The 22,589-nt window shown below is 59.2% G+C and carries 27 protein-coding genes and 1 tRNA gene; 14 read left to right on the top strand and 14 right to left on the bottom strand.

Annotation, left to right across the window (positions count from 1 at the left end; genetic code table 11):
• Position 1 precedes the first annotated feature (1 nt).
• Genes M0808_RS09345 through M0808_RS09335 form a run of 3 tightly spaced genes read left to right on the top strand, consistent with a single transcriptional unit; the run spans position 2 to position 1,877 of the window.
• A complete protein-coding gene (locus M0808_RS09345) occupies positions 2-976 on the top strand; it encodes an alpha/beta fold hydrolase (protein ID WP_247840857.1) in 975 nt (324 codons plus the stop codon).
• A 28-nt stretch (positions 977-1,004) separates the two neighbouring features.
• The gene (locus M0808_RS09340; RefSeq protein WP_247840856.1) at positions 1,005-1,418 is read left to right on the top strand and encodes a hypothetical protein; all 414 of its coding nucleotides are present in this window, start codon (positions 1,005-1,007) and stop codon (positions 1,416-1,418) included.
• A gap of 6 nt (positions 1,419-1,424) precedes the next feature.
• Positions 1,425-1,877, top strand: a complete 453-nt coding sequence (locus M0808_RS09335; RefSeq protein WP_247840854.1) for a hypothetical protein — start codon at positions 1,425-1,427, stop codon at positions 1,875-1,877.
• Between the two features lie 70 nt (positions 1,878-1,947).
• Here the strand turns inward: M0808_RS09335 and gabP are convergent, their stop codons facing one another.
• Positions 1,948-3,339 (bottom strand): GABA permease, encoded by a 1,392-nt coding sequence (gene gabP / locus M0808_RS09330; RefSeq protein ID WP_027611243.1) that lies wholly within the window; start codon positions 3,337-3,339, stop codon positions 1,948-1,950.
• A gap of 552 nt (positions 3,340-3,891) precedes the next feature.
• On the opposite strand from gabP, the gene M0808_RS09325 reads away from it, so the two are divergent.
• From M0808_RS09325 to M0808_RS09285, 9 genes are all read left to right on the top strand, one after another.
• Positions 3,892-4,665, top strand: a complete 774-nt coding sequence (locus tag M0808_RS09325) for an ABC transporter ATP-binding protein (RefSeq protein WP_041071351.1) — start codon at positions 3,892-3,894, stop codon at positions 4,663-4,665.
• A 13-nt stretch (positions 4,666-4,678) separates the two neighbouring features.
• Positions 4,679-5,428 (top strand): ABC transporter substrate-binding protein, encoded by a 750-nt coding sequence (locus M0808_RS09320; protein WP_027611242.1) that lies wholly within the window; start codon positions 4,679-4,681, stop codon positions 5,426-5,428.
• A gap of 77 nt (positions 5,429-5,505) precedes the next feature.
• Positions 5,506-6,201 (top strand): ABC transporter permease, encoded by a 696-nt coding sequence (locus M0808_RS09315; RefSeq protein WP_007961693.1) that lies wholly within the window; start codon positions 5,506-5,508, stop codon positions 6,199-6,201.
• Positions 6,198-6,887, top strand: a complete 690-nt coding sequence (locus M0808_RS09310) for an ABC transporter permease (RefSeq protein ID WP_007961692.1) — start codon at positions 6,198-6,200, stop codon at positions 6,885-6,887. Before M0808_RS09315 ends, M0808_RS09310 begins: the two co-directional genes overlap by 4 nt.
• Complete coding sequence (locus M0808_RS09305; protein WP_247840852.1) at positions 6,868-8,103, top strand: methyltransferase; 1,236 nt, start codon at positions 6,868-6,870, stop codon at positions 8,101-8,103. The genes M0808_RS09310 and M0808_RS09305 overlap by 20 nt, the downstream gene beginning before the upstream one ends.
• 420 nt (positions 8,104-8,523) lie before the next feature.
• Positions 8,524-8,599, top strand: a tRNA-Thr gene (locus M0808_RS09300).
• 125 nt (positions 8,600-8,724) lie between these two features.
• Positions 8,725-9,228, top strand: coding sequence for a hypothetical protein (locus M0808_RS09295; RefSeq protein WP_247840850.1), 504 nt, complete (start codon positions 8,725-8,727; stop codon positions 9,226-9,228).
• Positions 9,225-9,674, top strand: a complete 450-nt coding sequence (locus M0808_RS09290; RefSeq protein WP_247840848.1) for a hypothetical protein — start codon at positions 9,225-9,227, stop codon at positions 9,672-9,674. The genes M0808_RS09295 and M0808_RS09290 overlap by 4 nt, the downstream gene beginning before the upstream one ends.
• Positions 9,675-10,126: 452 nt before the next feature.
• Positions 10,127-10,498, top strand: a complete 372-nt coding sequence (locus tag M0808_RS09285) for a hypothetical protein (protein ID WP_247840846.1) — start codon at positions 10,127-10,129, stop codon at positions 10,496-10,498.
• Between the two features lie 458 nt (positions 10,499-10,956).
• On the opposite strand, the gene M0808_RS09280 is transcribed toward M0808_RS09285, so the two are convergent.
• Entirely contained in the window at positions 10,957-11,175 is a 219-nt protein-coding gene (locus M0808_RS09280) for a hypothetical protein (RefSeq protein WP_247840844.1), read from the bottom strand.
• Positions 11,176-11,419: 244 nt separating this feature from the next.
• On the opposite strand from M0808_RS09280, the gene M0808_RS09275 reads away from it, so the two are divergent.
• Together M0808_RS09275 and M0808_RS09270 are read left to right on the top strand one after the other, a co-directional pair.
• Positions 11,420-11,608, top strand: coding sequence for a hypothetical protein (locus M0808_RS09275; protein WP_247840842.1), 189 nt, complete (start codon positions 11,420-11,422; stop codon positions 11,606-11,608).
• A gap of 8 nt (positions 11,609-11,616) precedes the next feature.
• Positions 11,617-11,913 (top strand): hypothetical protein, encoded by a 297-nt coding sequence (locus M0808_RS09270; RefSeq protein WP_247840840.1) that lies wholly within the window; start codon positions 11,617-11,619, stop codon positions 11,911-11,913.
• A gap of 723 nt (positions 11,914-12,636) precedes the next feature.
• Here the strand turns inward: M0808_RS09270 and M0808_RS09265 are convergent.
• From M0808_RS09265 to M0808_RS09210, 12 genes are read right to left on the bottom strand one after another with little or no spacing between them, the layout of a single operon-like run.
• Positions 12,637-13,614 (bottom strand): hypothetical protein, encoded by a 978-nt coding sequence (locus M0808_RS09265; RefSeq protein WP_247840838.1) that lies wholly within the window; start codon positions 13,612-13,614, stop codon positions 12,637-12,639.
• Positions 13,587-14,291, bottom strand: a complete 705-nt coding sequence (locus tag M0808_RS09260) for a hypothetical protein (RefSeq protein WP_247840836.1) — start codon at positions 14,289-14,291, stop codon at positions 13,587-13,589. Before M0808_RS09260 ends, M0808_RS09265 begins: the two co-directional genes overlap by 28 nt.
• Positions 14,288-14,833, bottom strand: a complete 546-nt coding sequence (locus M0808_RS09255; protein WP_247840834.1) for a DNA-binding protein — start codon at positions 14,831-14,833, stop codon at positions 14,288-14,290. Before M0808_RS09255 ends, M0808_RS09260 begins: the two co-directional genes overlap by 4 nt.
• Entirely contained in the window at positions 14,830-15,753 is a 924-nt protein-coding gene (locus M0808_RS09250) for a hypothetical protein (RefSeq protein WP_247840832.1), read from the bottom strand. Before M0808_RS09250 ends, M0808_RS09255 begins: the two co-directional genes overlap by 4 nt.
• Positions 15,750-16,457 (bottom strand): hypothetical protein, encoded by a 708-nt coding sequence (locus tag M0808_RS09245; RefSeq protein WP_247840830.1) that lies wholly within the window; start codon positions 16,455-16,457, stop codon positions 15,750-15,752. Before M0808_RS09245 ends, M0808_RS09250 begins: the two co-directional genes overlap by 4 nt.
• 8 nt (positions 16,458-16,465) lie before the next feature.
• Entirely contained in the window at positions 16,466-18,124 is a 1,659-nt protein-coding gene (locus tag M0808_RS09240) for a phage tail protein (RefSeq protein ID WP_247840828.1), read from the bottom strand.
• A 9-nt stretch (positions 18,125-18,133) separates the two neighbouring features.
• Entirely contained in the window at positions 18,134-18,658 is a 525-nt protein-coding gene (locus tag M0808_RS09235) for a phage tail protein (RefSeq protein WP_226500337.1), read from the bottom strand.
• Positions 18,655-19,827: a baseplate J/gp47 family protein gene (locus M0808_RS09230; protein WP_247840826.1), complete on the bottom strand. Its 1,173-nt coding sequence runs from the start codon at positions 19,825-19,827 to the stop codon at positions 18,655-18,657. Before M0808_RS09230 ends, M0808_RS09235 begins: the two co-directional genes overlap by 4 nt.
• Positions 19,824-20,141, bottom strand: coding sequence for a DUF2590 family protein (locus M0808_RS09225; protein ID WP_047293153.1), 318 nt, complete (start codon positions 20,139-20,141; stop codon positions 19,824-19,826). The genes M0808_RS09230 and M0808_RS09225 overlap by 4 nt, the downstream gene beginning before the upstream one ends.
• Positions 20,138-22,123, bottom strand: a complete 1,986-nt coding sequence (locus tag M0808_RS09220; protein WP_247840824.1) for a phage tail tape measure protein — start codon at positions 22,121-22,123, stop codon at positions 20,138-20,140. The genes M0808_RS09225 and M0808_RS09220 overlap by 4 nt, the downstream gene beginning before the upstream one ends.
• A 5-nt stretch (positions 22,124-22,128) precedes the next feature.
• Positions 22,129-22,269, bottom strand: coding sequence for a hypothetical protein (locus tag M0808_RS09215; protein WP_039013052.1), 141 nt, complete (start codon positions 22,267-22,269; stop codon positions 22,129-22,131).
• A gap of 23 nt (positions 22,270-22,292) precedes the next feature.
• Positions 22,293-22,583: a putative phage tail assembly chaperone gene (locus M0808_RS09210; protein ID WP_247840822.1), complete on the bottom strand. Its 291-nt coding sequence runs from the start codon at positions 22,581-22,583 to the stop codon at positions 22,293-22,295.
• Positions 22,584-22,589 lie beyond the last annotated feature (6 nt).

Here is a 22,589-nt window from a genome sequence, read left to right as displayed (position 1 = left end):
CATGACCTGTCAGGACACGCCCGCGATGCAGGATATGCAGTCAAGGTTGCCAATTTTGACCGCGGCGCAAGGTGAACCCTTCACGGAAGCCGCCGAGGATGGCTTTGCCCTGGGCGGCTTCACCTGGCGTCACGCCCTGCCCGATGCGCAATGCCCGGTAGTCATCATCAACGCCGCCACCTCGGTACGCTGCCGACACTATTCACGCTTCGCCGATTACCTGTTCGCCAATGGCTTCGACGTGATCACCTACGACTACCGAGGCATCGGCGAATCGCGTCCGGCAACCCTGAAAGGCCTTGAGGCTTCATGGACCGACTGGGGCGCGCTGGATTTCGAGGCGATGCTCAAACGCGCGCAACGGGAGTTTCCCGGCCAGCCAATCGATGTGGTCGGCCATAGCTTCGGCGGTTGCGCGGCTGGGCTCGGCGAGTCCGGGCAGGTCATTCGTCGACTGGTGACGGTCGGCGCGCAGTTCGCTTACTGGCGCGACTATGCGCCGGCACAGCGCTGGCGCATGTTTGGTAAATGGCATTTGCTGATGCCGCTGCTGACGCGGCTCTGTGGCTATTTCCCGGGCAAACGCCTCGGCTGGCTCGAGGACACGCCAGCAGGCGTCGTACGCGACTGGAGCACGCCTGCCGCGCGCTACGAGCAGCGTCCGAGCGGTCGCCGACTGCTGAAGGCAAGCGGTCGCCTGCCCTTCGCCAACGTCCGCGCACACACCCTGGCGATCAGTATCAGCGACGACCCGTACGGCACGATCCCGGCCATCGAACGCCTGCTCGGCTACTTCAGTCATGCGCACAAAACCCACTTGCGCATCGAGCCGCAGGACATCGGCGAACAACAAGTCGGACATTTCGCCTTTTTTCGCAGCGCATACCAAGCCACACTATGGCCCATCGCTCTGACCTGGCTGCAAACCGGCGAGTTGGCCCCCGACACACCCGGGCGGCCAGTGCCACGCAGCTGAGCCCTTTCAACGCACGACGGAACACACCATGGCCTCCGCCAACAAGCAGCAAAAACGCGCCGCCCGGGCCAAGACCAAGGCCAAGCAAAACCGCAGCAAACGCGCCGAGGCGCCGGTCGAACTGGACCCGAACGATGACCGTATCGACTTCGAGTCGGTGGACCTGACCGAGCTGTTCAAGAAAATGATCGACGCCGAGAAGATCAGCCAGCAAGTCATGTGCACCACATTCCTGGAAGATCCGCTGCTGGAGCTGGTTTACGAGCAGGAAGGCGAAGAAGGCGCGATGGACTTCATCCTCGCCGCGCTGATCGAGTATCGCCAGTGGTCCCAGGAAACCGACGAAGCCGGCGCCCTGGCGTGGATCGAATCCCCGGCCTTCCAGGCCGACTATGTGGCGGCGTCCGACGCGATCGCCGCACAAACCCAACAGAAGAACTGAGTTCCCATGGCATCCCTGAACAAGCAACAGAAACGCGCCAAACGCGCCAAGGCCAAAGCCAAACACATCCGCATGGTCGGCCGTAAGCCGCTGGACCAGGACGACAGCCTCGGGCATCTGGAAGAGCCGATCCCGGAATACACCCTCGCAATGTTCAGCAAAATGCGCGACGCCGAAGCCGTCAGCCGCAACGAAATGCTGCTGACCCTGCTGCGCGAACTGGCCTTCATCATCGTTGACCATCCAGAGCTGCTGGACATGGAAAATGCCGAGAACGAAGGCATGGCCGCCACTCACCTGGCCGCCGACATGCTGATCGACTACCGCATGTGGGCCGACGGCATGGACATCGAAACCGCCCAGGCCTGGCTGACCGAGCCACAGTTCATCACCGATTTCGGGATTGCGCTGGATACTTACGGCAAGTCGCTGGACACCCAGGAAGACAAGGGCGAATAAACCCCGCGCACAAACAAAAACGGCCGCTCGTCATCACTGACAGCGGCCGTTTTGCATTACGCGTTACGGATCAGTTCAACACCACCGCACCACGGTTTTCCAGCTTGCGGCGGCGCGCCACCAGCAGGCCTGCGGCAACGACCATGAGGCTCAGCAGGCCGGTTGCGAGGATTTCCACGCGGTGGGCTTCCTGGAACAGCATGATAGTCAGGGCCGCGACGATGAAGATGATCACCGCGTAGGTCAGGCCCGGGAACAGCCACATGCTGAAGACGATTTTCTCGCCGCGGGCCATGCGTTGTTTACGCATGCGCAGTTGCGAGAACGCGATCACCAGGTACACCAGCAGCGCGATGGCGCCGGAGCTGGCCAGCAGGAATTCGAACACGGCAGCCGGGGCCACGTAGTTGGCGAAGGTGCAGAGGAACGCCGCGCCGGTCGACAGCATGACGGCCCAGTAAGGCGTACCGCTTTTGTTGACCCGAGTCGACATCGCCGGTGCATCACCGCGCTTGCCGAGGGAGAACAGCATGCGCGACGAGGTGTACAGCGCCGAGTTCAGGCAGCTGGTTACCGCGACCAGCACCACGATGTCGACGATCATTTTCGCGTTCGGAATGCCCATGCGCTCAAGCACGGTCTGGTAGGAACCGAGGTTGGCCAGCGTAGGATCGTTCCACGGTACCAGGGCCACAACGATGAAGATCGATACGAGGTAGAACAGGCCGATCCGCCAGATCACCGAGTTGGTGGCCTTGGAAATCTGCTTGCCCGGGTTCTTCGATTCCGCAGCCGCGATGGTCACGATTTCGGTACCCATGAACGAGAACATGGTGGTCAGGATTGCACCCAGCACCGCGCCCATGCCGTTTGGCAGGAAGCCGCCGGAATCAAACAGGTGCGAAACACCGCTGACCTGGCTGTTCGGCAGGAAGCCGAAAACGGCCGCAAGACCCAGCGCGATGAAGCCGATGATCGCCAGGACTTTGATCAAGGCAAACCAGAATTCGAATTCACCGTAGTTTTTCACGCTGAACAGGTTGGTGACCGTCAGCAGCATGGTGATGATCAGTGCAAACGCCCAGATCTCGATCCCCGGGAACCAGGCATGGAGAATGGTCGCGGCGGCGTTGGCTTCCAGTGGAATCACCAACACCCAGAACCACCAGTACAACCAGCCGATGGTGAAACCGGCCCAGTGCCCGATGGCACGGTCGGCGTATGTCGAGAACGAGCCGGTGTCGGGCGAGGCGACAGCCATCTCACCGAGCATGCGCATCACCAGCACCACCAGGGTACCGGCGGCGGCGTAGGCCAGCAGCACGGCGGGGCCGGCGGCAGCGATCGCGTGGCCGGAGCCAACGAACAGACCTGCGCCGATAACACCGGCGATCGACAACATGGTCACATGACGCGGTTTGAGCCCCTGTTCGAGGCCATTGGAGCTTGGGGTACTGCTCATCGGAACTACCTTTGCGAGGAAAGCGATTGCGTCCGTCCTGTCTGGTTTTCCTTCTCGTAAAAAGAAACCAACAGGGCGTTCCAGATTCTGCACGCAATAAATGCGCCAAAATGTTTCAAACTCTTCTGGGCCGCGGTTTTCAGCGAGACCGGACAGTCATCGCAAGTCATTGGAATGAATGGCAATTCGCCAGAGCGTTACCCTGCGACTCACTTTTCAGACGATTCAGCGCACCAGAAACACACTGAAAAAGTGTGGGATGCACAATAAAAGGGCGATTCAGGAACGTTCGGCCGGATAGCGCTTCCAACACCCCGCCAAAGCTGGCAACATCGCGCCTTTTTTTACGCGACACCCACGGGTTTGCACGATCAAACACCCGTTCGGTTGTTGATGGGGCGACAGTCTGCTGTGCCGATGCGACAACCTGCCACACGCCATCCGCTTACCGCTCGTAGCGCTGTTGGCTGCCATTGAAACGCTATGCTAGCTTGGCCGCCTCGCCAGGAAGGCCCGCCAACAGCAGGAGCGCAACATATATGAGGAACGCACATGGCTGAGGCCACGCCCGCGCTTGAAATCCGCAACTTGCACAAACGCTACGGACAGCTTGAGGTGCTCAAAGGCATCTCGCTGACCGCCCGCGACGGCGATGTGATCTCGATCCTCGGTTCCTCCGGTTCCGGCAAGTCCACGTTCCTGCGTTGCATCAACCTGTTGGAAAACCCGCACCAGGGTCAGATTCTGGTGGCCGGGGAAGAACTCAAGCTCAAGCCCGCCAAGAATGGCGAACTGGTTGCCGCTGATGGCAAACAGATCAACCGCCTGCGTTCCGAGATAGGTTTTGTATTTCAAAACTTTAATCTGTGGCCGCACATGAGTGTGCTCGACAACATCATCGAGGCCCCGCGCCGCGTGCTCGGCCAGAGCAAGGCCGAGGCGATCGAAGTCGCCGAAGCGCTGCTGGCCAAGGTCGGTATCGCCGACAAGCGCCACGCCTACCCGTCGCAACTGTCCGGCGGTCAACAACAACGCGCCGCGATTGCCCGCACGCTGGCGATGCAGCCGAAGGTGATTCTGTTCGACGAGCCCACCTCCGCCCTTGACCCGGAAATGGTTCAGGAAGTACTTAGTGTCATCCGCGCACTGGCCGAAGAAGGCCGCACCATGTTGTTGGTGACCCACGAAATGGGCTTTGCCCGTCAGGTCTCCAGCGAAGTGGTGTTCCTCCACCAGGGGCTGGTGGAAGAGCAAGGATCGCCTCAGCAGGTGTTCGAAAACCCGCTTTCGGCGCGCTGCAAACAATTCATGTCCAGCAACCGCTAACGGAGCAACATGCATGCAGAATTTTAAAAAGGTCTTCCTGGCCGCCGCCGTCACCCTCGCGTTCAGCGCCGGAGCCATGGCCGAGACCCTGAAGATGGGCATCGAAGCGGCGTACCCGCCGTTCAACAACAAAGACGCCAGCGGCAACGTGGTCGGCTTCGACAAAGACATCGGCGACGCCCTGTGCGCCAAGATGAAAGTCGAGTGCAGCGTGGTTACCTCCGACTGGGACGGCATCATTCCTGCGCTGAACGCCAAGAAGTTCGACTTCCTGGTCTCCTCGCTGTCGATCACCGAAGAACGCAAGGGCGCGGTGGATTTCACCGACCCGTACTACTCGAACAAACTGCAGTTCATCGCACCGAAAGATAAAGACTTCAAAACCGACAAGGATTCGCTCAAAGGCAAGATCATCGGCACCCAGCGCGCCACCCTCGCCGGCACCTGGCTGGAGGACACCTACGGTAGCGATATCGAAGTCAAACTCTACGACACCCAGGAAAACGCCTACCTGGACCTGACCTCCGGTCGTGTCGACGCCATCCTGGCCGACAAGTACGCCAACTACGACTGGCTGAAAAGCGACGCCGGCAAGAACTATGAGTTCAAGGGCGATGCTGTCGTGGAAAGCGACAAGATCGGCATCGCGGTGCGTAAAGGTGATCCGCTGCGTGAGAAGCTGAATGCCGCGCTGAAGGAAATCGTCGCTGACGGTACCTACAAGAAGATCAACGACAAGTACTTCCCGTTCAGCATCTATTGATCTGACCTGCGGGACCGGCACCGTGATCCGACGGCGCCGGCTCCCGGCCTTGCCTGCCGCGATTTGAAAAGAAATCCATGATTATCGACCTCTACGGATTCGGCCCGGCCCTCGCCGCCGGTGCGCTGATGACCGTCAAACTGGCGCTGACGGCCCTGTGCCTGGGACTGGTGCTCGGTCTGCTCGGCGCCTTGGCCAAGACTTCCCCGTACAAGCCGCTGCAATGGCTTGGCGGCACTTATTCGACGCTGGTGCGTGGCGTCCCGGAATTGCTCTGGGTGCTGTTGATCTACTTCGGTACGGTCAACCTGATGCGCAGCCTCGGTGAGTTTTTCGGCAATCCCGACCTGCAACTCAGCGCCTTCGCCGCCGGCGTGATTGCGCTGGGCCTGTGCTTCGGCGCCTACGCCACGGAAGTGTTCCGCGGCGCGATCCTCGCCATTCCCAAGGGCCACCGTGAGGCCGGCGTGGCGCTGGGCCTGTCGAAATGGCGGATCTTCACCAAGCTGATCATGCCGCAGATGTGGCGCATCGCCCTGCCCGGCCTGGGCAACCTGTTTATGATTCTGATGAAAGACACCGCGCTGGTGTCGGTGATCGGCCTGGAAGAAATCATGCGCCACGCGCAGATCGGCGTGACCGTGTCGAAACAACCGTTCACCTTCTATCTGGTGGCGGCGGTCATGTACCTGGGCCTCACCGTGCTGGCGATGACCGGCATGCACTTCCTGGAAAAACGCGCCGCTCGCGGCTTTGCGAGGAGCGCTTCATGAACTGGGAAGTGATCATCAAATGGCTGCCAAAACTGGCGCAGGGCGCGACCCTGACCTTGGAGCTGGTGGCGATTGCCGTGATTGCCGGCCTGTTGCTGGCCATTCCGCTGGGCATCGCCCGCTCCTCAAAGCTGTGGTATGTGCGCGCCTTGCCCTACGCCTACATCTTCTTTTTCCGTGGCACGCCGTTGCTGGTGCAACTGTTCCTCGTCTATTACGGCCTGGCGCAGTTCGATGCAGTGCGTAACAGCGCGCTGTGGCCTTACCTGCGCGATCCGTTCTGGTGTACTACCGCGACCATGACCCTGCACACGGCGGCGTACATCGCCGAAATTCTGCGCGGCGCGATTCAGGCGATTCCACCCGGCGAGATCGAAGCGGCGCGAGCGCTGGGCATGTCCAAACCCAAGGCGATGTTCTACATCATGCTGCCGCGAGCGGCGCGCATCGGCCTGCCGGCCTACAGCAATGAAGTGATCCTGATGCTCAAGGCCAGCGCGCTGGCGAGCACCGTGACCCTGCTGGAACTGACCGGCATGGCCCGCACGATCATTGCTCGCACCTACCTGCCGGTGGAAATCTTCTTCGCCGCCGGCGTGTTCTATCTGCTGATGTCCTACGTGCTGGTGCGCGGCTTCAAGCTGCTGGAGCGCTGGCTGCGCGTCGATGCCTGCCAAGGGCGCTGAAACTTCACACGTGCTGACGGGCGAGGCCCTACTCGCCCGCTTCACCGCGCTGGATGCTTGTCTGATTGAGCATCAGGCGCTGTGGAAACCTCGTCCGTTCACCCATCTTTCGCTTCCATGGGAAACCGACTACCCCGAATTGTCCAAGTGGCTACGCGGACGATCGCTGGAAGATGCAGAGCGGGCGCATAACCATCCTGCCGATCTCGTCGATGCCCCGGAGCCGTTCGCTTCATTGGCGGCATTGTCGATTGAGCTGAGCGCGGTTGGTGAGCTACCGGAGCATGCGCTGGAAACCCCAGGCCATCGATTGAATGTCGATGTGCCGGGGCGCAAGTGGCAGCAGATCGAGGCGTTCGCCAGTCGCTTGTCTTTCGCCTCGCAGCCGACGCACTGGCTGGACTGGTGTTCCGGCAAGGGACATCTGGGCCGACGCCTGTTGGGTACGGGGCAACAACTGACTTGTGTCGAATACGATCCGGCGTTGGTCGCCAGTGGTCAGGCATTAAGTCAGCGCCATCATTTGCACGCCCTGCATGTCGAGCAGGATGTACTGGCGGCAGACGCAGCGAGCGTTATAAGCGCTCAGCACACCCCGGTCGCCCTGCATGCCTGCGGCGACCTGCATGTGCGCCTGATGCAACTGGCAAGCGCTGCCGGATGTCAGCAGATGGCCATCGCCCCGTGCTGCTACAACCGGATCGATCGCAGCGAGTACCAGGCATTGTCCTCAGCGGGCTTGCGATCCGCCCTACAGCTCTCGCTCGAAGATCTGGCGCTGCCCATGAGCGAAACCGTCACCGCCGGTGCAAGAGTCCGACGTCAGCGCGACACCTCCATGGCCCGACGTTTGGCCTTTGATCTGCTGCAACGACAAGTGCGCGGAGTAGACGAATACCTGCCCACCCCGTCCCTGCCCAGCGCCTGGCTGGAAAAACCCTTCGCCGATTACTGCCGCGACCTGGCAGCGCTGAAAGAGTTATCCACAATCGGCACGCCAGACTGGCAGGTACTGGAAGCCTCCGGTTGGCAGCGGTTGGCCGAAGTTCGCAACCTGGAATTACTGCGCGGACTGTTCCGACGACCGCTGGAGCTTTGGCTGAATCTTGATCGAGCCATTTTTCTCGCCGAACAGGGATACGTCGTAAGCCTCGGCACCTTCTGCGACGCACCGCTGACTCCGCGTAATTTCATGCTGCTGGCCGAGCGCGCTTGAAATCTTTACAGCCTGTGGATAACTCTGTTGATGGTTTTCCCGTGGATCCAATATTCACGGCCGTTAGACCGCTTAAACAGCATTGGTCATTTTTTGTTCATGTTGATAAAAAACCTGTAAAACAGGGATTTGCGCACAAAATGAGAACGTGTCCACAAAATCCCCTGCAATACTGCAGTTGCGTCGATCCGTTGTGCATAAGCTTCCAATCAAAACGACATAAACGGGTGAAATGGGTGCTTGAACGGTGCAGAAATCCTGCCCTCACGCTCATTCTGGCTTGATCGCGTAGCACCTCGGTTTTGCGGCTAAAAACTCGGCGACACCGCTCACGCCAAGCCTGATCCAGCGCCTGCGTAAAAATAGTCTGAATTCAGGGGTTTACAGAACCAACCCAATCGCTATAATCGTCGCCCACACGCCGGTATAGCTCAGTTGGTAGAGCAACTGACTTGTAATCAGTAGGTCCCGGGTTCGATTCCTGGTGCCGGCACCATATAAATCAAAGGCCTGCAGCGATGCAGGCCTTTGTTTTTTGTGCTACACGTAACAAACCACGTAACAAGGCTGCCTTATTACAAATCGCGGCCCGTCCCCAAGTCAATCATTCAGGGAACAGTGATGGCGTTGATGGTCGGCAGTCCTCCTCCAGAAAGTGTCAGCGGTGCTTCTGGTGACCAGCAACCAGGATCGACTGGAAACGTCGCGCCCACGCCTCCGCCGCTGCTCCCAGATCAACTTCCTCGCGTTCTCATGACGGTAATTGCCGAAAGCCCAGAATTCTTTGGCGGGCCACAACTGGCGCCAGTGATGTCTGCGATGATCGGCGATGCAAGCGTTGAGAAGGCTCAAGCGCGAACCGCTGTTGACGCAATTCAATTGAAACTTGATAGCAAAATTGCCGAATTCAGTGATTTGAAGGAGCAATATGCAAGGTTAGAAGAGCGGCTAGAGGGTGCGGAGACACTTGGGACCCAGCAGAAGTATTGTACTTTTTTCGGCACTGCCGCCGTTGGCTTCGCGATTGAACTCTACAAATCGCAATACAAAATCCCTGCAGTTTTGTTAGGTCTTCTCGGCATTGGTCTGCTTTTGATGAATCTGAAGCGAGGTAAAAAGTCATGAGTATGGGAGTCATCGACGCCCTTCAGATAGCTGAGGTCCAATTCCACGGTGTTGCCAATCATGAACGCATAGCGATCTACGTGCATAAATACTGTGAAATCGGTGAGTACTGCTTGATGCTACGCATGCCTACCGCCGACGGCACATCGGTTCCAGTGAAGGACCACATGTTGTGGTTCGGCACAGGAATCGTAAATCCGGGTGATTGGATCTTTGTGTATACCGGCGCCGGCGCCACAACAATTTTGCCAGGTCAGTTTGTAGCGGGTTCAGTGATTCAGCCTCGGATCATCAGCTTGCATTGGGGCAAGGATCACACAATCTTCCAAAACCGAGCCCTCAGCCCTGTACTTGTGAAGATCGGTGCCGTGAGCGGCTTACCCCAAGCCATTCCGGCTTATCAAGGTAATCCTGGTAACAAGCAACAGGGACTGTTGTTTAACTGAGAGTGCTCAGCGGCGACCCTGAAGCCTGTACAACCTTGTCGATTTAAAATGTGTGCCACCTCAAAAAAAAGTAATAAAGGTGATATGCCTTTCCGAATTCCGCTGTAAGCCACGTCCTGTAAGGCTTTGAGCGATTTTCGAAAAAGGTGATATTTGAGTGATAGAGAAGTAATCGTATTACTCTTTTCTAAGGTGATATTTCAGAACCACGAAACCCAATGAAACCGGGGGGTTGGCGGAAATATCACTTTCCATATCACTTCATATTACTTTTCCGTGTGATATCGAAAACCCAGTAAATCCGGGGCTTTCAGAGCAGTTTTCTCGTCGTGTTACCTTTATTACTCTTTTTTAAAAGCCCGCCCTGTGCCTGAGATCGAATCTCATCTACATGACGTATTCCCGCGTCCGGTTTAGACTGGCTGCTGTTCCCCAAACCATCAGGAGTAGCCATGCGACAACTGACCAAAAACCCAGCACTTCCGATAATCGAGGTTTCGAAGGAAGGTCGACATTGGCGGGTGGATTGGGATTACCAGGAAGCGCCCGAGAGCAAAGTCTTGACCGACAGAAAAGAGTTTTTGAACGGGTATATAAGTGGTCTCCTTGACTCATTCGGAGCCTCCGCAGGCGCATACGCTCTACCGTCTGCCCGTACCGGTACAGTCAAAAAGCTGAGTGAGGAAACCGCTCAAAAACTGGCGAAGCTGCTTACAGACCTTCTGCACTCGCACGTCAAAGCAGAGCATCGTCGGCTGTTAAAAGCCGCAGAAGTCAGTAGATTCATTGCGGGTGCGGGAGTGAAAGAGACTGCAATCGATTGATATTGGTCCAAGCCAAGCACGACGGGGCTTGTAGCGCCCAGTTGACATGCAGCGCAGATTGAACAGTTTCCCTTTTGTCGATCTGCGCTAAAACCGAAAACTCCCATTCTCATCAGTTTTTCGAAGCACCGCCCTTGTCAACCGGGCCTTTCAGAATCACTGCCCTCTCCCGCTAGCCAATGCACGTCGAGCAAGCTCGTAGCAATTCTTTGCAATTCCTTTCAATCGATGAAACGGCCAAATGCTCCACAGACCCCGCTGGGGCCATAGGCGGGGCTAGGGTTCGCACCGTCACGCTGTTTTGCAAAAAAAAGGGACACAAACCCCGCCGGCGGGAGGGGGATAAGTGCTTTTTCACCGATTTTTTTTGAGAGGATCAATTTGTTGCAAAAGATAGAACGCCCGCAGGACTGAGTCCCCGTGAACCCAGCCATTTCGCGTGCGAGCAGGGAGAATCGCTAGCACTGCCGTAGTCGCATTATCGCGTCGGTAATCGCTTGTGCATTTGTGTCCAAGGTTTCCATGGCGAGGAATGCATTATTTGCAACATCCGCCCCCCCGCTCTCAGAGAGCCACTTGGTAATCTCCTCTATCGCCGCGCCGATTGCATGCTGGTTGTGTAGTAGCAATGTCAGAGCATCTGCCGTGGCGATCTTGCAGTCCGAGTTATCCGGCATGGTGGCCATCCCTTGAAAAGTGGTTCCGGAAGCCTAGTCCATCCTCCGGATAGCTCACCGGGCGTTGCTTGGTTATAGAGCTACGAACCGCCTCTGCCGCCAGTCGGCCTATTGATGTAGGCGATATGCATATCGGTATACTGTTTTTATATACAGTGCGCGGATTAGGTAGGCAGTGCTGATGAATAGAGAATCTGAGAATGCCGTCATCTCGCGAACGCACCGAGTAGATCAATGGCGGGCCATGCTGCGTGACGAATTGGCATTGCTGGCAATGCCCGGTGCCCATCACAAAGCTTTGCTCAGGCAAGCGCATGCGCTTCATCAAGGCCAGGTTATCGATGCTGATGAACTTGGAGACTTGCTTGAGTTAGCGGACGCGGCGCTTGCCTACGCGGTCGAATCGTTATTAGACCTCGACACTGACGAGTAGGAGAAACCATGCACCTACTTGTTACGCCTATGCGCTTGCGTGGTGTCGCGCTGGAACCGAAGGAACGGCGCCGTTATCCGCCAGTCCGGGGCAATGTCATGGTCAACTCTGCTAACTGTCATGAGTTAGGCCGGGCGGCGAATATTGCCCGCGTTGAGGTGGGAATGCCGCTCGATCCGGATCCTCTCCCTCCTTTGCTTGATGCGACTCTGGCAGGAATGGCGGTCACAGGATTTGTTTTAAGCGGCATTGAGTACATCGATGGTTGCGCGTATGCGCAATCATGGTGGTGCAGACAAGAGTGATGAAGCAGGGGCCAGAGGCCCCTGTTTCAGTTTCTTACAGCTGCTGAATGATCTTATACAACCGAATCGACCAATACGCAGCTTGAAGCGCTCGGATCAATTCTTCAGGGATAAAACGGTATAATTTTTTCACCGTTTCTATTCTCTTTTGAAGGGACAGACAAAGTTCCGTTTATTGGAACTCACCTCCCACCTACCGCCACTCAGCTGGCTACAAAAAATTCACCCACATGTTACGGGAAATATATTTCCCACAACTTACGTAATTACTTACGTATTTATGCAACCTAATCAGGTTGACTGAGGGCTGATCAGACCATAACCTTCATATTGCGAGTATAAAAAGTGATGGGCTGATGCGGCGGTTGAGAGAATCATCAGGTTTTTTTTGAACCAGAGCAACCACCAAATTCAGCGCGAGAAGCCCGGCCCCGCCCGGGCTTTCTTGTGTCTGGCGCCCGGGCGACAACGCCAACTCGACCCCGCCGCCTGAAACATAAGGGTTTCGCTCAAGCATTGATCAAATTTGTTAACCGTATTCGGTTTACTTCGGTAAACACCTGTCAACACCATGTTGACCGATAATTCCGACGAACGGTATACGGCAACTAATTGATGGAAAAAGATATCAACTGATATCAGGACTTTTGAGGGCCTCTAAAGGGCCTCAAAAGCTCCTTATTAGGCCTGCTACTCTGCCCTCAGAGTAACTTAACTCTCTTCTCAGAGAGTAATTAGCTTTAACTTCTCAGCAATTGATTTTGCTTTGACCGCTTTCTCGGCAAATGCAGCCACATCATTTGGACTGGGCGAAGGGCCTGCCAAATGGGTATGAGCGGATAGCTGGGAATTCATCTGTTCCACTAGATCGATCAAGTCGCAAACGATCCGAAACAGATTCACATCCTCTGAACCGACCCAGTTTTTTGGTGCCTGCATGCGCTGGCCAACCGCTGCGACGCTTTCGCGCAAACCTTCGATCCTTTCCTGCATATCGCCACCCACCGTGGCGTTGAGCTTCTGACCAACAACTAGGTTCAGATCTCTGCCGGTAGCCTGGTGAAGGTCGCCAACCGCCGCAAGGCTCGCGGATCCACCCGACAGCAGCTTGAGCGCGCCCAGCGCCTCGATCTTCTTCACGCCGCCCACCGTCTCGGTTGAGTGGTCATCGACCGCCCGCGTGTGGCTCTGGAACTGCTCGCGGTTGTCCAGAGCTTCAACCTCACGCTCGATCGCGTGATCCCGGATCTTGCCGTCGGTTTGGCGTAGCCAGTTGCCGTCCGCGTCGACGCGCTGCTGTGCCGTGCCGCTGTGCTGCCACACCTGGTCACCCTTCGGCACCTTCGGCATGCTCAGCCCGTGAGGCAAGATCGATTGAATGTAGGGCTTGTTCGGCAAGCCGTAGGCGAAGCACACCACGACGCGCGTGCCTTCCTCGGGAAAGGCATAAATGCCCATGTCCTCGCCACCTGTTGGCAATGGCAGCGGGACACCGGTCAGCGGCGGCATGGCTGGATCTGGCTCGCCATCGGCGCCCAGGACTTCAATGTCCACCGCGTAGCGCGGACGAAAATCGTCACAGATCCCGGCATCCGTCGGGGCATCGGCCACGGCGCTGACGCGGGCGAAGCGTGGCAGATGATAACCGCCGGTGAGTTCGGGAAATTGGCGCACTACAGCGCGGCGGATTGCGTCTTCCATCGGATAGCCATCTGGTCATTGGCGAGTGCCACACTGGTGACACGTTCGCCGGCATTGATCGTTGCACCAGGTCGCAGCCCTGGAAGGGCCGCCACCATTGCGCTCTGGTTGCCCTGGTAGCCGTCGAACAGCTCCGTGGGGATCTGCAGCGCCGCCCGGGCGCCAAAAAAACCGTCGGCCCAACTGCCGGCGAACACTTCGCCGTTGCCCATTTGGTGCCATGTGAAGTCCGGGATGCTGAACACCCGGGCGAGACTGTCCATTGCCTGGTAACCGGCGGCAAGGCTGTAGAAGTACGGCGCCTTCACGCCAGCGTAAGGCCGATCGGGAACGCGAAAGCGCAGGCCCGTCTGCTCGCTGATGGCAGCCAACACGGCGCGCAGATCGACGTGACGCAGGTTCAGCGGCAGCGGGTTGGCCAGCACTGCAGCCAGCTCACGGCAGAACAGCATCTGCTCCTTGGCATTGGCGGCGGTGCAGCGCTCGACGTAGCCGATGAAGTGGCGCTGCAGCGTGCGGTCGTTGTAGCCGATATCCAGCGTCACCAACCCTTTCAGCGGCTCGGCAGACTGAACGGTGAAGCTCGCCCGCCCCGGACTGGTGACGTCCAGGCGAACGTCTTCCTTGACCAACCGAACAGGCGCGCCATTGATCGACAGAACCTTGTGCAGTTTCACGTCTGCTCACTCCCCAGCCATTTGTCGACGCGGCCCAGCACCTTTTCAAAGCCGCTCAGTTTCGGGTTGTCGCTCGAACCGGAGTTACTACCCCCCTCACCGACCGCGCTGCCCGTGGCGCCCTGGGCGTCGACCTTATTGCCGGCACGCCGACCCTCGACCTTTTCCGGGTTCGACTCGCGCTCGCTCAGCGAGAACTGCACCAGCCAGGCTTTCAGGTTGTCGGCTTCGCGGGCGCTGACGCCTTCGGAGAACTCCACCTGACGCACGCCGAAGGCCTCGGCGGTGTCATTCACCACGCGGTACAGATGGAGCTGGCCACCGCTCGCCGTGGCTTCGGCCAAGCGCATCAAGTCAGTCAATTGCACCCGATCGACGAAGGGGATCATCAGCGACACGGCCAGCGTCTTGGGCTTGAAGCCCTTGTGCGCCTTGTCGGTGTTGCTGGTCTGCCCGGACATGTCGCCGCTTTCGATACGCAGATTGGCCGTGACCTTGAGGTTCTTCCCCTGGACTTTTTGCCCGTCGAGTAACAGCGTCATAGGCCCACCAGTTCCTGTACAAAACTCAACCCTTCCTTGGTGCCGACCAGCAGCATTCCCGCGCACTGCACCCATTCATGCCCCGGCGCGTCACCGCTCAGCAACTCCTGGCGCAGCTCGCTGGAGTTACCCGGGCCGATCAGGCGTGCGCGGATGCTGACATCCGGATTGCCCTCGGCCAGCAGATTTTTCAGGTCAGCCAGTTGTTGATCCCGGCCCTTTTGCTGGGCGACTTTGCGAGCGGCCAGCGCTGCCAGATCGCCCAGCGGCGAGCTATCGGCGGCGTAGCCCTCCAGCACGGCCAACTGGCCGGCCATGGACTGTTTCGCGGCCTTCACCACCGTGCAGCGCTCCAGCGGCAGCGCTTGCCAGCGCGGGAGCGGGCCGGCGCCGGGGATCTCCCACTTGTCGCTCTCCAGCTTCATCAGGTGCTGGGCGCGCCGTTCCGTGCGCACCAGGTCGGGAATCGGCAGCAATGCATTGAATCGCGACAGGCCGCTGGCCAACTGCTCCAGGCGCGTGCCCAGGAACAAAATCGACAGGGCATATTGCGGCCCCGCCGGACGCCCGTTGTCGGTCGCGTCCTCCAGCTTTCTGGCCAAGTGTTCCAGCACGTTCGGCGCCGACAGGAACCGCTGATAGCCTTGGCCCTGGCCGATGCCACTTTGAAACGGCGTCACCACCAGGCACGCCGGCACCTGGCCCAGTTGATCGGCCAGCGCCGCCCGACCGGCTTCAATGGCGCCTTTCGCGGCCTCCGCGACTGGCCCCGGGTTGGTGTTGGCCAGCCCGTCCAGACCGGCCAGCCGTTGCGTGGTGCTGGCCAGCTCGCCGGTGGCCAGATCCTTGGCAGCGGACAGCCCGCCCATCCATTGCGTGGCCTGCTCGGGCCAACGCATCGTCACCGGTGCCCAGTTCATGCCGGCGGCGTCCAGGTGATGGCTTTCATGGCCTTGAGGTTTTTGTCTTTCAGGGTTTTATCCACAGCCTGACGCAACGATTCCGCGCACTGCTGGGCTGCTTGGCGAAAGCGCACCAGGTCATGGCTGACTTTCTGCAACTGGGCGATGGTATGGGGACGAAAGGCCAGCACCTGGTCGCCGTCGGTGCATGGGTACACGTCATCGAGACCCAGCAACACCTGGGCATTGAGGTTCACCTGGTCATCGATGGCGCTGCCGTAACGGTGCACGTCGCCCAACGCGCTGGAGTTGAAACCGCCGGCGACGTATTCGGCGCAGTCGGCCCCGATCATCTGCAGCTTTTTGTCCCGAAGCGCATTCAGCACGGCATCAATGTCGTCGACCCATTGCCCGTCCTTCCAGATCTGGTTTGGCCCCGGCTTTTTCATGGTGAAGCCTGCCGGCACTGGCTCAAAGCCTTCGAGCGTGCGCGGCTCGCCCGTGTCGGTGCTGTACACCACCGCACCGCCGAAGTAATCCACCAACTGCCAGGCGGTGCCGTTCCACCAGGCGGCTTTGTGTTCCGGGATTGCCGGCGGAGCTGTCTCCACGCATCCGCCGGGGATCATGTACACGCCCGGTTCCAGCGGCGACTCATCAGCCTTCACGGCCCCTACGAAAATGCCCAGATGGTTGGTCTGATAGACAAGTTTCTCAGTCATGCTCGATCTCAATACTTGATGCAGAAAAGAAGGGCCAAGTTCTTGGGCCGGGTTTCGTTACCGCCGGCGGCGGCAACGGTCACGCCGTGGGTGTGCGCACCACCGCCCCCTACACCAACGTTGTGGGCGTGGTGGCCGGCAGCGTCCATACCGATGTTGTGCGCGTGATTTCCTGCCCAGGACGTTTCGTGTGCACCACCCGACTGCTGTACAGAATTGAGGCCGCCGGCACCTTGGCCAATACCTGGCGAGCTGGGTGCTGTATGTGCGTGAGCGCCCTGAGCGTCAGTCCAGGTTCGGTGAACGTGGTTGCCCTGGGCATCCGTCCAGGCAGCGTGAAGGTGGTCACCCACCGCTGCGGCAGAGGCGGTGTGCGCGTGGGAATGGATCATCATGTCCTGAAAGGTGCCGAACGCCCGGCTTGCATCAACACCGCGCCCGTCGTCCCAACCTCTTGGGAACAAGCCGCGCATATCGGGCAAGTTGAAGGTTGTCGAGCCGTCGCCGGCGCCGTAATGAGCGCCCAACATTGCAAAGAGGCGGGCGTAGGTTGTGCGCGAAACCGCCGCACCGTTGCACCTCAACCAACCTTCCGGTGGCCAACTCATGGAAAACCCGGCCACCATCCCGGTCATTGAGTCGCTGACCTGTTTCTGCAACTTGTTCAGCGCGGCCGTCGTGGCGAGGATCTCACTGCTGTTCGTGTTCGGGTCATCGCTCTTGGCGTTGGGCAGGTTGCCCAGATCCACGTCTTCTTTGGTCGTGCCTCGGGCGCGCAGGTTCGCGTAATCGCCATTGCGCGCCGCGAAATGCTGCATAAGCGCGCCGACGATCGGCTCCGCTGGGCGTGCATCGTAGATTTCTGTCGCAGAGGCGAAATAGACGATCGGCACGCAGTAGTGACGGACACCTGCCGCGTCGGTGTAATCGCCCTTTTCTCCATAGACGACCTTCCACGTCGCCACCCGATCGTTCAACTGCCGTTCCAGGCACACGTCGAGGGTGATAGTTCCAACGGGAATAACACCAGTGAATGGCCAGGGCTTCGACATGAACACCCGTATGCCTTCGATGTACGCCGTGCCGGCATTCAACTGGAACCCGTTTTCACTTTTCCCGAATGCCAGCGAGTTACCGAAGAAACAGGCTCGACCGTACATTTCACGATTGCTCAGTCGCTCGCGCTCATCGATCCCGGCCAGGCGCACGGTAAAGTCGTGCTGCCAGGTGCTGGCATCGATCTTTACGCCGGTCAGCGCCTGGGCGCCGTCGAAGGCCACCAGAAAATTACGGGTGACGTTGTTGCCGATCTGCAGCGGCGGGATGTTCTTGCGCTTCTGCTGCAGCGGCACATAGGAGACCGCGAACAGCAGGCCGTCTTCATCTTCCAGGCCGACCCAGTTGAAGTCCCAATCGCCAATGTCGGAACCCAGCTGGGCGCTGTACACGACCTGGTTGGGATTCACGAATCCGGCGTTTTCCTTGGGAATGTCATAGGTCTGCACGATCTGCCCTGCGGGGGGCTTGCCGGCGGCACGATCCACCGGGGCTTCGGTGTTCAGCCCGGGCACGTTGGCAAAAATGAATTTCGTGATGACCAGGGGCTTTTTCTGGCTTTGTTTCAGGGCGATCTGGCCTTCACCGGCCAACGTAATACTGGCGCTCACAGTGCGCTCCTACAGGCTGGCGACCAGCGTTTGCTGGTCGTCGTTGAAATCGACAAGGCCCACTTGAAGGCCCACGGGGGTGATGGTTACGAAGTCGTAGCGCCGGCACGTCCGACCGTATTGCTGGATCAGCACGCGCAGCAGTTCGGGATTGAGTGACAGCTGCGCGTTGCTGAATTTCAGCAGCACCACGTCCCAATCACGGTCGGGCTGGCGTTCCTCGATCTCGACGTAGCCGACGCCCAGGCGCTCGAAAATACGTTTCATGCCGGCGGTGCTGCCGGCGTCGACCGAGTTGATGAAGGCGAATTTCACCCGCAAGCGAAACAGCGATTCCGGCTCGCCGGTGAAGCGCGTCACGTCGCGCTGCCAGGCCCACAGTTCAAGGATGCTCAGGTGGCAGGTGTCGGGATCGATCTGCGAGTAAGGCCAGCGCAGCCAGCCGGTGACGGTTTCCCACCAGGACTGTGCGGCAGCGGTCAATTTCGACAGCTCGGTGCCGGCGAGCCAGAACGGCAATTTGAGCTTTATCACTTGATGTTCACCGTCAGATTTTCCAGCCGGGGAATCGACAGGCCGCTGACGATGTCGACCACGGGCGTGAATTTCACCGCCTCGATGCCGGGAAACTGTCGGTGCAGTTCTTCGGTCAGGCGACTGGTGCTAAATCTCGATTGCGGGTAAGTCAGCGTCGGCTGGTAGTCGCGAGGCGTGCTTTCGCGAAACGCGGCGCGCACAAACAGTTCAATTTCGTGCTTGAGGTCGGCGATCTGCGCCGGCGTCTGGTTGGCGAAAGGCCAGACGTTTACCAGGATATTGACCAGCGTTTCAGGCATGACCATGGCCAGCAAGTCGTCGCCATGGCCGTGGTTGCCCAGGTCGCGGATATGCGCGTTGATTTGCTCCAGGTACGTCGCCGCCGGCACACCGGCATCAAACAGGATGTAGGCGTTAGCGCTACCGGGGCCACGCGGGGCGCCGTGTTCGAAGTACACGCCGTCAGGGCGCACGCCGGGGAAGGCGGAAATCATGGCGCGATAGACCGCGTCGGTGTGCCACTGGTTGACTGCCGAAAACTGGTTACGCACGCGCAGGCGCAGCTGCTCGTTGGGTTCCGGATCTGCGCCTGGTGAATCCAGCCACCCGTCTTTGTTGACCACCTGCACGATGCCAGGGATCGGCGCCGGCAGGATCGCGTAATAACCCGGCGCCAGGTTAAAACCACTGCCGGCTTCGATCGCCTCGACAGGAACGTCCAGCTGCAGCTGGCCCTGCTGGAACGTCGCCGGCGCTGTCGTGACAAGTTTGTAGACGTTCCCGTTGATCGCGGCAGACTGCACCACGATGCCCTTTTCCAGCTCCAGCACACCGTCCGGAATGGCCCGGGTAAACAGCAATTTGCCCTTCGCCTTGGTCGCGCCCTTGCGCTCGACGTTGACCGCCCATGCGAGCGTGTCCAGCCAGGCGTCGACCGCCGTTTTCACGAAGAAATTGGGCAGCACGGTCAAGCACAGGAAGTCCAACAACCACAGCACCGGCTTGGTGACTAGCGCGGTCATCACCCGCCAGAACGGCGAATAACTACTGGTGTTGGCGACTTTCGCGCCCTGAGCTTCCACCTCTTTTTCCCAAGCAGCCTTCAAGCCTGCTTCGGTGGTCGGGATGCCAGTATCGGCAATCACCTTTTTGAAATCGACGCTCACAGACTTACCTCGATCGATCCGAATTTGATGGTTTTCGCGGTGACCAGGTACACGCCTGGCGCCTGCTCGGTGATGCGCGCCGTACCTGGCACCAGACGCACGTCGTCTTCCACCAGCAGTTCCATCTGCTGGATGCAATCGCGTTGGCGCAGGCGGTCACGCTCGGCCACCAGCGTCACCAGCAGGCCGCTGTCGCGGATCATGTGGGCGATGTCCTGGGCGATGCAGGCGCGGTCATCAATCAGCCTGGGCTGGTTCGAAGGATCGAGCGCCAGGTCGTTGTCGGCGATCAGCAAATCCACGTATTCGCTCATCCGCCCACCGCCATCGCGACCATGTTTTCCATCTCCAGCGGCGTCATCTGCTTGCCGGTGTGGATGTTCACGTTTTCCACATGCGTGCCCTTGTTCTGGCTGCTGTTGTTGTTCTGAATACTGGTCAGCAGGCCACCCGGCGGCACTGCAGACGGGCGTGCCGGCGACAGGCTGGGAATGGCCGCATTGATGGTCTGCTGGGCTTTCTGCGCGGCGTTGGCGGTATCGGATGCGCTGGTGGCCGCGTCGACACCTGGCACTTCGGGCATACCGCCGAAACGTGCCTCGATGTTCACGCCCGGGATGCTGTTCAGCAGCTCGATCACGCCGTTTACGGCCTTGGTGAAAATACCGACGATGCTGTCCCACGCAGCCTTGGCCATGCCCGACCAGCCGCCCATGGAGTTGAACCAGTCGGACAGTTTCTGGAACGTTTCGGCAACGGCTTGGAACGCGGCGGTGTTCATCAGGGCCGTCGTCCATTCGTCCCAGTAATAGACCGCTGCAGCGATCGCGGCGACCAGGGCAACGATGCCGACCACGATCCACACCACCGGGTTGGCCAACAGCGCCGCGTTCACCAGCCAGATCGCGCCCTGCCACAGCAACATGGCGCCACGAATGACCGCCAGAACGGCGCTCAGCGTGTGAATCACCACGACGTAAGCGAGGATCGCCATTTTCTGCAGGATGAACATCGCGACCGTGCGCAGGCCCATGGCCTGGAACAGTTTCCAGACGGTAAGCATGCCCAGCCACGTCATCCGCGCGATGCCCACCACCATGGTCAAGGCTGACATGGCGGCGACGATGCCCATGATCGACAGCGCAGTAATGCCGACCACGCGGGTGATGTTGGGGAACAGCTGCGACCAGCGCACCAGCGTTTTGCCAATGTCGACCATCTTGGCCATGAACGGCGACAGCACCGGGATCAGCACCTGACCGAACACCACGCGCATGACTTCGACCAGGGACGCCCACTGCTGCCACGGGTCAACCATCGCCCGCGCCATCTGCTCGGCGTTCTCAAGTCCGCGCACCTTGCCCAACTGCTCGATGCCGTTGCGCAGCCGATCGGTATCCTTGGCCAGCGCACCGATCACCTGGGCGCCTTCGCCGCCGAAAGCCTCCATCAGCTTGGCGCCGGCGGAGGCGCTGGTCAGGTCGCCGAACTTGCCCTGGAGCTTGTCCAAGATGGTCATCATCGGCAGCATTTTTCCCTGCTGGTCGGTGAACTTCATCCCCAGCTTTTCCGAGGCGGCACTGATGTTTTCGAAAAACGCCTTGTAGCGTCCGCCGGCGTCGCCCCCTTCCATGGTGCTGCTCAGCGTGCCGATCACCGCCATCTGTTCAGCCAGGTCGACGCCGGACGTCGTGGCGATCGCCCCGGCTTCCTTAAAGGCGTCTTTCATGGCCGCGCCGCTGGTGCGGAACAGTTGCACCGCCAGCGCCGTCTGACCGCCGAGCTTTTCCACCCACGCGCCCTTCCCCATCGCATCGGCCTGGGACTTTTGCAGGTTGTAGAGCGTGCCGACGTACTCGCCCATCGTTTCGGCGTCGGATTTGGTGGCCTTGGCCAACAGGTTGCTGGTGTTGGTAAACGTAGCCAGTTGGTTGCCGGCAAGCCCCTTGATAGCGCCCTCAATCAGGTACGCGGACGCCACGAAGTCCTTGGCGTTCTCCCCGTAGTTCACGGCGAATTCCAGCGACTTGGTGTTGAGCGCCGACAGCGCTTCCTCGGCCACGCCCAGCGAGCGCACGTCGCCCAGGGCGCGATTGACCTCCAGCGCCGGCTCCATGGATTCGCGAATGGCGACCACGCCCGCCGTCAGCCCGCCCAAGCCCAGGCCGATCGTCTTAATGTGCTTTTCGCTTTGATCGGCAAGCTCGGAAAAGCCCATTTTCACCTTGCCCAGGGGCGCGGTGACTTTGTCCTGTAAGCTGAGAATGAAAGCCAGGCTGGCGCTACGGTCTGCCAATGTCGTTACCCGTTCAGCGCAAGGGCGATGCCGTTAGCCACGGCAAACTCCATGCGTCTCCAGTGTTCGTCCTCCAGCCACTTGGCCGTACCCATCGCCTCGGGCGTGGGTTCGGCACCAGGTAGCCAGCGGTTCGTCAGGGCCATCAGCTGGCCCAGGCCGTTTTCACTCAGGCGCTCAGCGTGCTCGAGCGCTTTTTTACGATCACCTCAACGTTGGGTGCGTATTCCTCCAGCAGCGCGCCGGCCAGCTGCATCACCATCACCGGGTTGGCCAGCAGCGGTTTCAGCGTGGCTTTTTCTTCCTGCTTGACGGTGTTCATCAGCAGGTTGTGGCCCGGGCTGACCTTGTTGGTTTGGGTCAGCGCGTTGAAGTATTTGGTCACGTCAGCCGGGGTCAAGCTGAAGGTGAATTCGTTTTCGCCGACTTCCAGGGTGATTTCTGCGTTTTGTTCGTTCATTGGATG

The organism is Pseudomonas sp. MWU12-3103b, from assembly GCF_023100615.1.
In the GTDB taxonomy this organism is placed as follows: Bacteria; Pseudomonadota; Gammaproteobacteria; order Pseudomonadales; family Pseudomonadaceae; genus Aquipseudomonas; species Aquipseudomonas putida_A.
This window is presented reverse-complemented; position numbering and strand designations above follow the sequence as displayed.